The 13,140-nt window shown below is 76.4% G+C and carries 14 protein-coding genes; 6 read left to right on the forward strand and 8 right to left on the reverse strand.

Going from position 1 to position 13,140, the window contains the following annotated elements; translation table 11 throughout:
• Positions 1 to 6 precede the first annotated feature (6 nt).
• Positions 7 to 228: a hypothetical protein gene (locus AC2TDM_RS05595; protein WP_484636068.1), complete on the reverse strand. Its 222-nt coding sequence runs from the start codon at positions 226 to 228 to the stop codon at positions 7 to 9.
• Positions 229 to 319: 91 nt separating this feature from the next.
• Here AC2TDM_RS05595 and AC2TDM_RS05600 point away from each other — a divergent pair, with 91 nt between their 5' ends.
• Positions 320 to 1,273: a GlxA family transcriptional regulator gene (locus AC2TDM_RS05600; RefSeq protein ID WP_484636069.1), complete on the forward strand. Its 954-nt coding sequence runs from the start codon at positions 320 to 322 to the stop codon at positions 1,271 to 1,273.
• A gap of 63 nt (positions 1,274 to 1,336) precedes the next feature.
• On the opposite strand, the gene AC2TDM_RS05605 is transcribed toward AC2TDM_RS05600, so the two are convergent.
• Positions 1,337 to 2,197, reverse strand: coding sequence for an NAD-dependent epimerase/dehydratase family protein (locus AC2TDM_RS05605; protein ID WP_484636070.1), 861 nt, complete (start codon positions 2,195 to 2,197; stop codon positions 1,337 to 1,339).
• On the opposite strand from AC2TDM_RS05605, the gene AC2TDM_RS05610 reads away from it, so the two are divergent.
• Positions 2,178 to 2,696, forward strand: coding sequence for a hypothetical protein (locus AC2TDM_RS05610; RefSeq protein ID WP_484636071.1), 519 nt, complete (start codon positions 2,178 to 2,180; stop codon positions 2,694 to 2,696). The genes AC2TDM_RS05605 and AC2TDM_RS05610 overlap by 20 nt on opposite strands.
• A gap of 40 nt (positions 2,697 to 2,736) precedes the next feature.
• Here AC2TDM_RS05610 and ppk2 read toward each other — a convergent pair whose 3' ends face one another.
• On the reverse strand, positions 2,737 to 3,579 hold the full coding sequence (ppk2, locus tag AC2TDM_RS05615; RefSeq protein ID WP_484636072.1) for a polyphosphate kinase 2: 843 nt from the start codon (positions 3,577 to 3,579) through the stop codon (positions 2,737 to 2,739).
• An 86-nt stretch (positions 3,580 to 3,665) separates the two neighbouring features.
• Here ppk2 and trmB point away from each other — a divergent pair, with 86 nt between their 5' ends.
• Both trmB and AC2TDM_RS05625 read left to right on the forward strand, forming a co-directional pair.
• On the forward strand, positions 3,666 to 4,469 hold the full coding sequence (gene trmB / locus AC2TDM_RS05620) for a tRNA (guanosine(46)-N7)-methyltransferase TrmB (RefSeq protein ID WP_484636073.1): 804 nt from the start codon (positions 3,666 to 3,668) through the stop codon (positions 4,467 to 4,469).
• Entirely contained in the window at positions 4,466 to 5,269 is an 804-nt protein-coding gene (locus AC2TDM_RS05625; RefSeq protein ID WP_484636074.1) for a LysR substrate-binding domain-containing protein, read from the forward strand. The genes trmB and AC2TDM_RS05625 overlap by 4 nt, the downstream gene beginning before the upstream one ends.
• Here the strand turns inward: AC2TDM_RS05625 and AC2TDM_RS05630 are convergent.
• From AC2TDM_RS05630 to AC2TDM_RS05645, 4 genes are all read right to left on the reverse strand, one after another.
• A complete protein-coding gene (locus tag AC2TDM_RS05630) occupies positions 5,199 to 6,077 on the reverse strand; it encodes a metal ABC transporter permease (RefSeq protein WP_484636392.1) in 879 nt (292 codons plus the stop codon). The genes AC2TDM_RS05625 and AC2TDM_RS05630 overlap by 71 nt on opposite strands.
• A 35-nt stretch (positions 6,078 to 6,112) precedes the next feature.
• Complete coding sequence (locus tag AC2TDM_RS05635; RefSeq protein ID WP_484636075.1) at positions 6,113 to 6,937, reverse strand: metal ABC transporter ATP-binding protein; 825 nt, start codon at positions 6,935 to 6,937, stop codon at positions 6,113 to 6,115.
• The gene (locus tag AC2TDM_RS05640) at positions 6,934 to 7,971 is read right to left on the reverse strand and encodes a metal ABC transporter solute-binding protein, Zn/Mn family (RefSeq protein ID WP_484636076.1); all 1,038 of its coding nucleotides are present in this window, start codon (positions 7,969 to 7,971) and stop codon (positions 6,934 to 6,936) included. Before AC2TDM_RS05640 ends, AC2TDM_RS05635 begins: the two co-directional genes overlap by 4 nt.
• Before the next feature lie 76 nt (positions 7,972 to 8,047).
• The gene (locus AC2TDM_RS05645) at positions 8,048 to 9,481 is read right to left on the reverse strand and encodes a glucose-6-phosphate dehydrogenase (protein ID WP_484636077.1); all 1,434 of its coding nucleotides are present in this window, start codon (positions 9,479 to 9,481) and stop codon (positions 8,048 to 8,050) included.
• Positions 9,482 to 10,025: 544 nt separating this feature from the next.
• Between AC2TDM_RS05645 and AC2TDM_RS05650 the strand changes: the two genes are divergently transcribed.
• On the forward strand, positions 10,026 to 11,738 hold the full coding sequence (locus AC2TDM_RS05650; protein ID WP_484636078.1) for a mechanosensitive ion channel family protein: 1,713 nt from the start codon (positions 10,026 to 10,028) through the stop codon (positions 11,736 to 11,738).
• A complete protein-coding gene (locus AC2TDM_RS05655; protein WP_484636079.1) occupies positions 11,735 to 12,421 on the forward strand; it encodes a nucleoside/nucleotide kinase family protein in 687 nt (228 codons plus the stop codon). Before AC2TDM_RS05650 ends, AC2TDM_RS05655 begins: the two co-directional genes overlap by 4 nt.
• 3 nt (positions 12,422 to 12,424) lie before the next feature.
• On the opposite strand, the gene msrA is transcribed toward AC2TDM_RS05655, so the two are convergent.
• Positions 12,425 to 13,093 carry a peptide-methionine (S)-S-oxide reductase MsrA gene (gene msrA / locus AC2TDM_RS05660; RefSeq protein ID WP_090033511.1) on the reverse strand — a complete coding sequence of 223 codons (669 nt, stop codon included), beginning with the start codon at positions 13,091 to 13,093 and terminating at the stop codon, positions 12,425 to 12,427.
• Positions 13,094 to 13,140 lie beyond the last annotated feature (47 nt).

Here is a 13,140-nt window from a genome sequence, read left to right on the forward strand (position 1 = left end):
TCCGTCCTACCCGGCCTGGACCCACCGCTCGGCGGGATCCTCGGGCTGGACGGGCGCCGGGTCGTACGCCCCGTCGGGCGCCTCGATCCCGGCCGGCCCCTCCGGGCGGGGCAGCGTGTCCACCTCGCTCAGGTGGTCCCCGGTTCGACGACGCGCGACGAGCACGACGAGCGGCCACAGCACGAGCACGGCGACGACGGTCCGAGCGAGGGCTTCGAGGATGTCCATGCCGACCACGGTCCTCGTCCCCTCCCGTGCCGACGAGTGGCAGCGATGACACCCATCGACAAGATGCTGCCACTCCCGCTAGGGTCGGCGCGTGCTGCGATCAGTAGCGGTTCTCGTCGTCGACGGCGTCGCTCCGTTCGAGCTCGGGGTGGTCTGCGAGGTCTTCGGCATCGACCGCACCGAGGACGGGGTGCCCCTCGTCGATCTGCGGCTGTGCGGGGTGCGCGCCGGGGATCCGGTGCGCACGTCCGTCGGGCTGACCATGACCCCGGACCACGGGCTCGAGGCACTCGCCGACGTCGACCTGGTGGCGGTGCCCGCCACAAGCCGGCGCGGGCACGACCCCGCGGTCCTCGCCGCCCTGAGGGCGGCCCACGAGCGGGGCGCGACGCTCTTGAGCGTGTGCTCGGGCGTCTTCGTCCTCGCGGAGGCCGGCGTGCTCGCGGGGCGGACCGTCGCGACGCACTGGCGGCACGCGGAGGAGCTCGCCGCCGCGTTCCCGGAGCTGCGGGTGGACGCCGACGTCCTCTTCGTCGACGAGGGCGACCTCGTCACCAGTGCCGGCACGGCCGCGGGCATCGACGCCTGCCTGCACCTGGTGCGCCGCGAGCACGGGGCGGCGGCCGCCAACGCGATCGCCCGGCGCATGGTGGTGCCGCCCCAGCGCGACGGCGGGCAGCGGCAGTTCGTGCCGCAGCCCGTGCCCGCCTGCAGCGAGGACTCCCTGCGCCTGGTGCTCGAGTGGGTCCTCGAGCACCTCGACGCGGACCACAGCGTGGAGTCCCTCGCGGCGCGCGCGCTGGTGTCGCCCAGGACCTTCGCCCGCCGGTTCGTCGCGGAGACGGGGACGACGCCCGTCCGGTGGCTCACCGCGCAGCGCGTCCTGCGCGCCCAGCACCTGCTGGAGGGGACGGACCTGCCGGTCGAGCTCGTCGCCCGGGAATGCGGCTTCGCCTCCGCGCCGCTGCTGCGGCACCACTTCCGGCGGGCGGTCGGGGTCAGCCCCAGCGACTACCGCACCACCTTCCGCTCCCGCGCCGCGTGACCGGCGCGGCGGGGGCAGGCCGTATCCGCGCCGCCCGCCCGCGGACGACGAGCCGCCACGCCGTCAGGAGACGTGGTCCCGCCACGAGTGCTCCGGCTCGTACCCCAGCAGCCGGCGGGCCTTCTCGATCGACAGGAGGGTGCCCGTGCCGGTGACGTCACCGCGGACGGGCACGTCGGGGAAGTGCTCCGCGAGCAGCCGCTCGTTCGGGGTCGTCATCACCGTGTCGGCGTTGGCGATGACGAAGGCCTCGAACCCCGTGACGTCGGCCGTCAGCGCCCGCCGCACCGCCTGCGCCCCGTCGCGCGCGTCGATGTAGCCCCACAGGTTCCACCGCCGGGAGGCGGGGTCGTCCTCGAAGGACGGGAACCGGGCGTAGTCCTCGACGTCCATGACGTTCGAGAACCGCAGCCCGACGATCGTCGCCCCCGGCTGCCACCGCGCGAAGTGCCGGGCCATCTCCTCCTCGACGGCCTTGCCCATCGAGTAGGTGGACTCCGGCCGCACGGGGTACTCCTCGTCGACCGGCACGTACGGCGGCGGCACGTCGAAGGGCAGGCCGAGCAGCGTCTCGCTCGAGGCCCAGACGACGCGGCGGATGCCGGCCCGCCGTGCGGCGTCGAAGACGTGGTGCGTGCCGACGACGTTGTTGGCGAAGGTCGCGCCGCTGGGGCGCAGGCCGGGCGCGGGGATCGCCGCGAGGTGCACGACGGCGTCCACGCCCGCGTACCGGTCGTCGATGCCCGTGAGCGCCTCCGTCACCTGCCCCAGGTCGGTCAGGTCCACCCGCGTCCACGACCCGGGTGCGTCCGCGGGCGGCGGGGCGGTGTCCACGTTGACCACGTCCCAGCCGTGGGCGGCGAGGTCGCGCACCACCGCCCGCCCGAGCTTGCCGCTGCCTCCGGTGACCACCACGCGCGCCATGCCGGACATCCTGCTGCCCGACGAGGGCCGCCGCGCGGCGGCAGGCCGCCGGCAGCACTCGTCGGAGCGCGCGTCGCGCGGCGCGACCCACGACGCGCCGCCGGACGGGTGCCCGCCTCGGCGTGTCGAACGCGCGTTCGATACTGTGCGGCGCATGGGCGCGGCGGAGGACGGCGGGGGGCCGGCGGCGACGGCGCGGGCGGCGGGCGGCGGCAGGCGCCGCGTCGCCAACGGCGAGGTCCCCCCGGACGTCCCCGTGCGGCCCATGGGCGACATCGCGGTGCTCGCGCACGTCGTGTGGGCCGACGGGGACCGGGAGTGGCGGGCGGCGCGGGCCGTGCGGTGGACGCGCACGCACGTCATGGTCGCCTGGCGCGACGACCCCCAGGACCCCCGCTCGGAGCGGCACGAGTGGCTGCGCGCCGACGACGTGGCGCGCAGCGTCCAGTGGCTCGTCGGGCCGGGCCCCGCCGACCCGCGGACCCGGGCGGGGCGCTGAGCCGAGCCGGCCGCGCGCGAGCGCGCCCCGTGCCGACCCGTCAGAGCGACTTCTCGGGGTCCCCGAGGAGCGTGGCGGCGTGGTCGGGCACGTACGTCGACCGCTCCCGCGGCGGGCGCTGGTACCCGCCGGTGCTGGGCGGCCGCTCGGGCAGGACGATGCGCTCGTGCGGCACGTCGGTGTACGGCACGGAGGAGAGGAGGTGGCTGATCATGTTGAGCCGGGCGTCCTTCTTGCGGTCCGACTCCACGACGAACCACGGGCTCGACGGCACGTCGGTGTGCGCCATCATCTCGTCCTTGGCCCGGCTGTAGTCCTCCCAGCGGTGGATGGACTCGAGGTCCATCGGCGAGAGCTTCCACTGCCGCACCGGGTCGTCCAGGCGCGAGCGGAACCGCTTGAGCTGCTCGGCGTCGGAGACGGAGAACCAGTACTTGCGCAGCAGGATCCCCTCGTCGATGAGCATCTGCTCGAAGACGGGCGCCTGCCGCAGGAACCGTGCGTGCTCCTCGTCGGTGCAGAAGCCCATGACCTTCTCCACGCCGGCGCGGTTGTACCAGGAGCGGTCGAACAGCACGACCTCCCCGGCGGTGGGCAGCTGGGCGACGTACCGCTGGAAGTACCACTGGCCGCGCTCGCGGTCCGTCGGGGCGGGCAGGGCGGCGATCCGCACCACGCGGGGGCTGAGGTACTCCGTGATGCGCTTGATGGCGCCGCCCTTGCCGGCCGCGTCCCGGCCCTCGAAGAGCACGACCACGCGCGCCCCCGTGGCCTGCACCCAGAGCTGGAGCTTCACGAGCTCGCTCTGCAGCCGGAACAGCTCGGCCTCGTACACCTCGTCGCTGAGCTTGGGCCGCTTGCGGGCCGCCGACGCCTTCGCCATCCGCCGAACCTAGCGGACGCGGTCGGTCCGGCGACGCAGGACGCCGCCCGACGCCCGCCCGGCGGCCCCCGTGCGACCCTCGTGCCGTGACGACCGCCCCGCAGGACCGCTTCATGCACGTGGCGGCGCGCCCCCACGAGCCGCTGCGGACCTTCCACCCCCGCCGCGCGGCCCTGGGCGCGGAGCGCCGGGACGCCCTGGACCGGCTCTGGCCGCGCTGGGGCTTCTCCGTGCACGACGAGGCGCTGGGTCCGCTGCCGCTGCGCGCCTCCCGCGCGCCCGGGTCGGCCGACGACCCCGCCGCTCCGGCGCCCGTCCAGGTGCTCGACGCTCCCGCGCTCTTCGGCCGCACGGCCCCCCTCGTCCTCGAGATCGGACCGGGCATGGGGGAGGCGACGGCGGCGATGGCCGCGGCGGACCCCGGCCGCGACGTCCTGGCCGTCGAGGCGCACCTGCCCGGCATCGCGGCCCTGCTGCTGCGGCTGGAGGAGGCGGGCCTGACCAACGTGCGGGTGGGCCACGGCGACGCCCTCGACCTCGTGCGGCGCCGGCTGCCCGAGGGCTCCCTCGACGAGGTCCGCGTCTTCTTCCCCGATCCGTGGCCCAAGCCGCGCCACCACAAGCGGCGCCTGGTGCAGCCCGCGCACGTGGCCCTGCTGCGCTCACGGCTCGTCGTCGGCGGCACGCTGCACTGCGCGACGGACTGGCCGGAGTACGCGGAGGCGATGCTCGCCGCGCTCTCCGCGGACCCCGGCCTGGCCAACGCCTCGACCCGGGCCGACGGGTTCGTCGTGCCGCGGCCCGCGCACCGCCCCGAGACGAAGTTCGAGCGCCGCGGGCGCGCCCTCGGCCACGAGGTGCGCGACCTGGTCTTCCGGCGGGTCGCGTGACCGCGGCGCCGGCGGTGTTCCGCCTGCTCCTGGCCCCGGGCGTGCACCCCGACCGCTGGGCGCGCGTGTGGCGGGAGCGGCTGCCCGACGTGCCGCTGGAGCTCGTGCCGGTGGCCGCAAGGGAGGCGCTGGCGGCCCTGCGCCGCGGAGAGGGGGATGCCGCCCTGGCGCCCGCCCCGGCACCGGGCGACGACGACGACCTGGCCGTCGTGCGCCTCTACGAGGAGACGACGGTCGTCGTCGTGCCGCGGGACCACTGGCTGACGGCAGGCGACGAGGTGGACGCCGCCGACCTGGCCGGCGAGACCCGTGTCGTCCCCGCGGACGACGTCCTGGTCGGTGACGGCACGGTCGCCCACCCCGCGGATGACGGGGTGCCGGGCAGTGTGGGTGTGGCGACGACGGCCGACGCCGTGGAGCTCGTCGCCGCGGGGACGGGCGTGCTCGTCGTGCCGCTGTCGCTGGCCCGGCTGCACGACCGGCGCGACGTCGTGCACCGGCCGCTGCGCGGCGCCCCGACCGTGACCGTGGTGCTCGCGTGGCGCCGCGACGACGAGGCGGTCGCCGACGGCGTCGACCTGCACCAGGAGCTCGTCGGGATCGTGCGGGGCCGCACCGCCCGGTCCTCCCGCGGCGGGGGCGCCGCGGCGACCCCGGCGACCCCGGCGGCCGCGCAGCCCCGCCGCGCACCGGGCACGCTCGGGCCGGGCCCGCTCAGGTCGGGCACGCTCAGGCCGGGCGGCGGGTCCAGCCGCGGCGGGTCCGGCGGCGGCCGAGGGCGAGGCAGACGAGGTAGATGAGGAACGAGATCGTCGTGACGTAGGGGCTGATGGGCACGGACCCGCCGAGCGCGAGGAGGATCCCGCCCACCGCGCTCGTCACCGCGAAGGCGACGCTCAGCACCGGCACGGCGACGGGCGACGCGCTGACCCGCGAGGCCGCGGCCGCCGGCGTGATGAGCAGCGAGAGCACCAGCAGCGCCCCCACCACCTGCACGGCCATGGCCACCGCCAGGCCCAGCAGCACCATGAACACCAGCGACAGCGCGCGGGTGGGCACGCCGCGCGCGGCTGCCACGTCGGGGTCCACCGAGGCGAAGGTCAGCGGCCTCCAGATGGCGATCAGCACCGCCACCACGACGGCCGAGAGGGCCACGAGCACGCCCAGCCGCGAGGTGTCGACCGCGACGATCTGCCCCGTGAGCAGACCGAACTTGTTGGCCGCGCGGCCCGGGTACAGCGCGAGGAACAGCACGCCCAGGCCCAGGCCGAAGGGCATGAGCACGCCGATGATCGAGTTGCGGTCGCGCGCCCGGCTGCCCAGCAGCCCGATGAGCAGCGCCGCGACGACCGACCCGAGCACCGACCCGAGCACGACGTCCGCGGACAGCAGCAGCGCGAGCGCCGCCCCCGCGAAGGACAGCTCCGAGATGCCGTGCACGGCGAACGCCATGTCCCGCTGCATGACGAAGACGCCGACGAGCCCGCCGACGAGCCCCAGCACCGCCCCGGCGACCAGCGAGTTCTGCACCAGCGCCAGCAGCGCGCCGTAGTCCTCGAAGGAGAACAGCCGCGACCAGGTGCCGTCGTCGACGGCCGCCGGCAGCACACCGGGCAGCGCCGCCGGCAGCAGGCCGACCGCCGTCACGACGCCTCCTCGAGGTGGTGGCCGTGGTGCTCGTCGCCGCCGACGATGACGACGCGCCCTTGCGCGCGCAGCACGTCGACGCGGGTGCCGTAGAGCCGCGACAGGTGCTCGCCCGTGAGGACGTCGGCCGGTGTCCCCACCGCGTGCCCGGCCGGCGCCAGGTACAGGACGCGGTCGGTGTAGGGGAGGACCGGGTTGATCTCGTGCGTGACGAAGACGACGGCGGTGCCCGTCGTGCGGCGCGTGGCGTCGATGAGCGCGGTCACCTCCTCCTGCCGGGCCAGGTCGAGGGACAGCAGCGGCTCGTCGCACAGCAGCAGGGCGGGCGACGAGCCCAGCGCCTGCGCGATCCGCACGCGCTGCTGCTCACCCCCCGAGAGGAGCCCGAGGGGGACGTCCGCGTAGGCCGTGGCGCCCACCGCCTCGAGCAGCTCGTCCACGCGCGCCCGGTGCCGGCGCCCGCCGAGCCCCCAGCGGTCCCCGTCGATGCCGAGGCGCACGAGGTCGCGGGCGCGCACGGGGGTGACCGGGTCGACGAGCCGCTGCTGCGGCACGTAGCCGACCGCGCGGCTGCCGCGGCGCGCCGCGCGGCCGAGGACGTGCAGGGTGCCGCCGGTGAGCGGCTGGAGGCCGAGGACCGCGCGCAGGAGGCTCGTCTTGCCCGAGCCGTTGGGGCCGAGCACCGTGACGAACTCCCCGCGGGCGACCTCGAGGTCGAGGCCGGACCACACCGTGCGGTCGCCGTAGGCCAGGGCGGCGCCGCGCAGCGCGAGGGGTGGCGGCGCCGGGGCAGGGGCGCCCGCGGGTGGTGCGGGGGTCATGCCCCCAGAGCCTGCCGCACCGCGGCGACGTTGGCGGACATCCACCCGACGTAGTCCTCGCCCTCGGGCAGCGTCTCGGTCATCTCGACGACGGGGACCCCGGCCGCCTCGGCCGCCGCGACCGCCTCGTCCGTCTGCGGTCCGGTGGTCTGCGGGTTCGCGACGAGCAGGGCCACCTGCCCCGACGGGAACAGCGCGAGCATCTCGGCCATGGCGGCCGGCGGCACGTCCGTCTCCTCCTCGATGGCGCCGGAGTACGCGGCCGGGGTGCGGTCCTCGAGGCCCGCCGCCTCCAGCAGGTACCCGGGCACCGGCTCCGTGGCGGCCACGCCCGTACCCCCGACGGCCGCCGCCAGGGCCGCGACCTCGTCCTGCACGCCGGCGACCCGCTCGCCGAAGGCCTCGGCGTTGGCCGTGTAGGTGTCGGCGCCCTCCGGGTCGAGCTCGCCCAGGTGCTCGGCGATGCGCGTGGCGACCTCCGCGACGAGGGGCAGGTCGTACCAGACGTGCTCGTTGCCCTCGGCGGAGTGGTCGTGCCCGGCGTGCGCGTCCTCGGCGTGCGCCTCCTCGCTGTGCGTATCCTCGGCGTGCGCCTCCTCGCTGTGCGTCTCCTCGGCGTGCGCCTCCTCGCTGTGCGTCTCCTCGGCGTGCGCCTCGTCGGCGACGGCCTCGACGACGGGAGGCGCCTCGTCGAGCGCGCCGAGCGCGGTGGTCAGCCAGTCGTCGTAGTGGCCGCCGTTCTGCACGACGAGGTCGGCCCGGGACACGGCGAGCTGGTCGCGCGCCGTCAGCTCGAAGGAGTGGGGGTCGGCCGACGGGTCGTCGACGATCGAGGTGACCTCGACGCGGTCGCCGCCGACCTGGGCGGCCACGTCGCCCCAGACGTTCGTGGACGCGACGACGGCCAGCGGCTCGTCGCCGGACCCCGCCGCACCGCCCGCGGACGCACCGCCCGCGGACGCCTCCCCGGAGGAGCAGGCGGCCAGCAGCAGGGCGGGCACGAGGGCGGCGGGCAGGAGAGCGCGATGGCGCATGGCGGATCCGATCGTGGAGGAGGCGGGGCTCGCTCGACGATAACAGTTCTCATGCGCGGCTCGACGGCCGCGGCCGTCAGCCCTTCGGGTCGCTGCCGTCGGGGTCGTCGGGCCCGAGCGCCCAGCCGAACGGCTCGACGAGCGCGTCGGCCGCGGCCGGTCCCCACGAGCCGGGGGCGTACGGCTGGACGTCCGGCCGCCCGTCGCCGAGCAGCGGCGCGAAGGCCTCCCACGCCGCCGCGAGGCCCTCCGCCGAGGTGAACAGGGTCCGGTCGCCGGCGAGCACGTCCGCCAGGAGGCCGGCGTAGGGCGGCAGGGACCGACCCGGCTCGACGTCCGCGAGCGGCAGGGACAGCGTCCCCGTGTCCAGCGCGAGGTCCGGCCCGGGCCGCTTGACGGTCGTCGTCACGCGCAGGGTCCCGGAGCCGGACAGCGACACCGACACCTGGTTCGGCCCCACGTCCTGCCCGAACATCCGGTCGGGGGCGCGCAGCACGAGCGTCACCTGCTGGGCGGAGGCGGCCATCCGCTTGCCGGTCCGCAGCACGAAGGGCACGCCCCGCCAGCGGTCGCTGTCCACCCAGAGCCGGGCGGCGACGAAGGTGTCGGTCGAGGAGTCGTCGGCCACGTCGTCCAGGTCGCGGTAGCCCTCGAACTGGCCGAGCACCACGTCGTGCGCCGGGTCGAGCGGGCGGAACCGTGCGAGCGCCTCGTCGCGCGCGGCCGCGAGGTCGCCCGCCGCGAGCCCCACCGGCGGCTCCATCGCGACGGTGGCCGCCACCTGGAACAGGTGGGTGACGAGCATGTCGAGGGACGCACCCGTCGCGTCGTAGAACTCGGCCCGGTCGGCCACGTCGAGGGTCTCGGGCACGTCCACCTGCACCTGGGCCACGTGCTCGCGGTTCCACGCCCCGCCGAACAGCTCGTTGGCGAACCGCACGACGTGCAGGTTCTGCGTGGCCTCCTTGCCCAGGAAGTGGTCGATGCGGAACACCTGGTCCTCGTCGAACGCCTCGTGCACGAGCGCGTCGAGCTCGCGGAAGGAGTCCGGTGAGGTGCCGTAGGGCTTCTCGTAGACGATGCGGACGCCGTCGGTGAGGCCGTGCCGGTGCAGGCTGCGCGTGATGCCGGCGAACGACTCGGGCGGGACGGCCAGGTAGTGCACGACGAGGAGGTCCTCGCCGAGCTCGCCGCGCAGCCGGTCCAGCGCCTCGGGCAGGTCGCCGGGGTCGTCGTCCGACGCGCTGACGTCCTGGCAGTACGCCAGGCGCTCGGTGAGGACGTCCGAGGCGCCCTGCGCCTCCTCGTCGCCGAACTCGGACAGGGCGTCGCGCACGAGGTCGGCGAACTCGTCGTCGGGGATGGAGCGCCGACCGGTGCCGAGCAGCGCCCACCGCTCGGGCAGCAGCCCGCGGGCGCCGAGGGTCGCCAGCGCGGGGAGGACCATGCGCTTGCTGAGGTCGCCGCGCGCGCCGTGCAGGACGAGGGCCAGCGGGGGGAGGTCGGGCACGACGGGGCCTCTCGGGCGGGGACGGGTGGCGCCCCGACGCTACGACGGCGCCCCGCCGCCCGCCCGGTGGGCAGCCGGGCGGGGCGGAGGGGTGCGGCGGCCGTCCGGCGGAGGGCGCGCCCGCGGCGGACGGCGAGCGCTGTCCTGAGGCGGTCCGGGGGTGCCGCCGGGACGTGGGTGGCACCACGTCCCCCGGACGGGGCAGATAGGTCATGCGGGAGTCAAATCCGACTAGTGGCGGAACCAGCACGGTGCTGCCACACTCGTGCCATCGTGAAGCCCAGGGCGAGAGCCCGGGCACCCTCCCCGGACGGCCAGGGAGGGCTCCGCAGGGCGTGACGCCTCGTGCCGGTGAGACGCCCTCGACGACCAGGTGCCCCGCACGTCGACGGTGCGGGGCACCTGCGCGTCACGGCGGACGTCGGCGTCCGCTCCCACCCTGATGTGGCGGCCGGCACACCGCGTGTGAGGGCGTCGTGAGGACCTGACGGTCGCCGCCGGTCCGGCGCGAGCACCGGCCGTCGCGGTGCCTACCCTGACCGCCATGCCGTCCCTGCCGCTGCCCACGACCCTCCTCGAGGCCGTCACGCCCGCCGCCGGGGAGGAGGACTCCGTCGTGCGGGAGGTCGTCGTGCCGCTGGCGTCCGTCGCGGTGGCGGTCGTGCTGGCGCTCGTCGTGTCCGCCGTGGTGGGTCTGGCGGTCCGGCGCCTGGCGCGGCGGTGGTCGGTGCTGGCGGACCTCTCGCACCGGTCGCGGCGGCCCCTGCGGTGGACGCTGGTGGTGCTCGCGGCCTGGTCGGCGATCGGGGTGAGCACCGCGCCGGCGCAGTGGCGCTCGATCCTCCAGCACGGGCTCCTCATCGCGATCATCGGGCTCGTCGCGTGGCTGCTGGGGTCGCTGGCCTTCGTCCTCGAGGACGCCGCGCTGGCGCGGTACCGGGTGGACGTCGTCGACAACCGGCACGCGCGCCGGGTGCGCACGCAGATCCAGGTGCTGCGGCGCATCACCGTCGCCGTGCTCGTGCTGTGCGCGCTCGCGGCGGCGCTGCTGACGTTCCCGTCGGCGCGGGCGGTCGGGGCGTCGGTGTTCGCCTCCGCCGGGCTGCTGTCGATCGTCGCCGGCCTGGCGGCCCAGAGCTCGTTGGCCAACGTCTTCGCCGGGCTCCAGCTCGCCTTCACCGACGCGATCCGCGTCGACGACGTCGTCATCGTCGAGGGGGAGTGGGGCCGGATCGAGGAGATCACCCTCACCTACGTCGTCGTGCACGTGTGGGACGACCGGCGCCTCATCCTGCCGTCCACGCACTTCACGACGACGCCCTTCGAGAACTGGACCCGCCGGGCGTCGCAGCTCCTCGGGACGGTCGAGCTGGACCTCGACTGGGACGTGCCGGTGGACGCGATGCGCGCGCGGCTGAGCGAGTTGCTGGCCCAGACGCCGCTGTGGGACCAGCGCGTGGGCATCCTGCAGGTGACCGAGGCGACCGGCGGGGTCGTCCGTGTGCGGGTGCTGGCCTCCGCAGCCGACGCCCCGACGCTGTTCGACCTGCGCTGCTACCTGCGCGAGGGCCTCGTCGTCTGGCTGCAGCAGTCCGCGCGCGAGGCGCTGCCGCGCAGCCGGTGGGAGGGCGCCGCGCCGCCGCCCGGGGAGGAGCCGGAGGCCCTCGCCCGCCGGCTGGCGGCCGCCGCCGCGCGCGAGCAGGACGCCCGGGCCGAGGGCAACCCCCACCGGCGGCCGGCCTCCGGCGCTACGCCCGAGGCGCGGGGCGGGCGGTCGGCGGACGTCGCGGCAGCGGCCGGCGCGGGACGCGCGGACGAGAGGCCGGGGCTGGCGGCCACGGCGGTGCAGCCGACCGTGCGGCCGGCCGCCGGCCCGGGCTCGCAGGGGACACCCGCGCCGGGCGGTTCGGGCCTGTTCACCGGGTCGCTCGCCGCTGTCGAGCGCTCGCGGGCCTTCGCCGGTCCCGGTGACGACGTCATCGCCGAGCGGGAGCGCACCGCCGCGGCGGCCGACGCCGAGGAGGCGGCCGCGGCGCGCGGCGCCGACGGTCGCGGGTCCGGCGCCACCGCGGTGGTCCTGCCCGCGGGCGTCGACGACCTGCCCGCCGACGAGGACGCCGCCGCCCCGACGACCCCCGTCGACGACGGCGCCACACAGGTCCTGCCCCCGGTCCGCACCCCGCGCACCGCGGGGTCGTCGGGCGCCCGGCCGCCGCGCACCGGCCCGTCGTCGGGCGACGCGGGCGGCGACGCATGAGCGGTGCCGGCCCGCGGGTGACGCCGCTGGACCCGGCCGCCGTCGTCGGGCGCGTCGTCGCCGCGGTCCTGGCCGCCGCACCGGACGCCGACGCCGCCGGTGGCCACCTGCGGGTCGCCGTCGACGGGGCGCCCGCGACGGACCCCCGCGGGTGGGCCGACCGTCTCGTCGAGCCGCTGCGGGCCGCGGGCCGGGCGGTGCTGCGCGTGTCGGCGGAGGACTTCCTGCGCCCGGCTTCCGTGCGGCTCGAGCACGGCCCGCGCGACGCCGACGCCTGGCTCGACGACCGGCTGGACGGCCGCGCGCTGGAGCGGGAGGTGCTCACACCGCTCGGCCCCGCGGGCACCGGCCGGTGGCTGCCCTCCCTGTGGGACGCGGCGCGGGACCGGGCCACCCGGGCGCCCTACGCGCAGGCGCCGCCGGGGGCCGTGCTCGTCCTCGACGGGTCGGCCCTCCTCGGCCGCTGGCTCGAGCTCGACCTCGTCGTGCACCTCGCGGCGCGGCCCGCCACGCTCGCGCGCCGCACCCCGCCCGAGGAGGCGTGGACGCTGCCCGCGCTGGCCCGGTACGACGACGAGGCCGGCCCGCAGGACGCGGCCGACCTCGTGGTCCGGGTGGACGACCCGCGCCACCCGGCGCTCGTCGAGCCGGGTCCGGGCGGCGCGGGCGCGCCCTGGTTCTGACCCTCAGACGTCCAGCGGACGGGGGCAGGTGACGCCGGTGGCGTGCACCGGGCAGTAGCCGTGCGGGTTCTTGTCGAGGTACTGCTGGTGGTAGCCCTCGGCGTAGTAGAACGGACCCGCCTCGGCCGCGGTGGCGACCTCCGTGGTGATGTCCCCGAAGCCGGCCGCCGTCAGCCGGGCCTGGAACTCCGCACGCGTGGACTCCACGGCCGCCGCCTGCTCGTCGGTGGTCGTGAAGACCGCCGACCGGTACTGCGTGCCGACGTCGTTGCCCTGGCGGTACCCCTGCGTCGGGTCGTGCTGCTCCCAGAACCGCCGCAGCAGGTCCACGTGGGACAGGCGCTGCGGGTCGTAGGCGACCATGACGGTCTCCGTGTGCCCCGTCATGCCCGTGCACGTCTCCTCGTACGTCGGGAACGGGGTGAAGCCACCCTGGTAGCCGACGGCCGTGGTGACGACGCCGGGCGTCTGCCACAGCTCCTTCTCCGCACCCCAGAAGCAGCCCATCGCGACGTAGAGCACCGCGGTGCCCTCCGGCCAGGGGCCCTGCAGGGGCGTGCCGAGCACCGTGTGCGTCGTCGGCACGGCGTAGGGGTAGGCCTCGCGGCCCGCGAGGGCGCGCTCCGGGGTGACCATCGTCGTCTTCAGGGCGGAACCGAACAGCCAGCTCATGGGTCTCCTCTCTCCAGACGTCCCCAACCCCGGCCGTGGCGCCCCTG

It is taken from the genome of Cellulomonas sp. plas2 (genome assembly GCF_057221735.1).

Excerpts from the sequence above, each read along its gene's own strand:
- AC2TDM_RS05595 (WP_484636068.1), bottom strand. The coding sequence starts at position 228 with ATGGACATCCTCGAAGCCCTCGCTCGGACCGTCGTCGCCGTGCTCGTG.
- AC2TDM_RS05605 (WP_484636070.1), bottom strand. The coding sequence starts at position 2,197 with ATGGCGCGCGTGGTGGTCACCGGAGGCAGCGGCAAGCTCGGGCGGGCG.
- ppk2 (WP_484636072.1), bottom strand. The coding sequence starts at position 3,579 with ATGGCGAAGGCGTCGGCGGCCCGCAAGCGGCCCAAGCTCAGCGACGAG.
- AC2TDM_RS05635 (WP_484636075.1), bottom strand. The coding sequence starts at position 6,937 with ATGACCCCCGCACCACCCGCGGGCGCCCCTGCCCCGGCGCCGCCACCC.
- AC2TDM_RS05640 (WP_484636076.1), bottom strand. The coding sequence starts at position 7,971 with ATGCGCCATCGCGCTCTCCTGCCCGCCGCCCTCGTGCCCGCCCTGCTG.
- AC2TDM_RS05650 (WP_484636078.1), top strand. The coding sequence starts at position 10,026 with ATGCCGTCCCTGCCGCTGCCCACGACCCTCCTCGAGGCCGTCACGCCC.
- AC2TDM_RS05655 (WP_484636079.1), top strand. The coding sequence starts at position 11,735 with ATGAGCGGTGCCGGCCCGCGGGTGACGCCGCTGGACCCGGCCGCCGTC.
- msrA (WP_090033511.1), bottom strand. The coding sequence starts at position 13,093 with ATGAGCTGGCTGTTCGGTTCCGCCCTGAAGACGACGATGGTCACCCCG.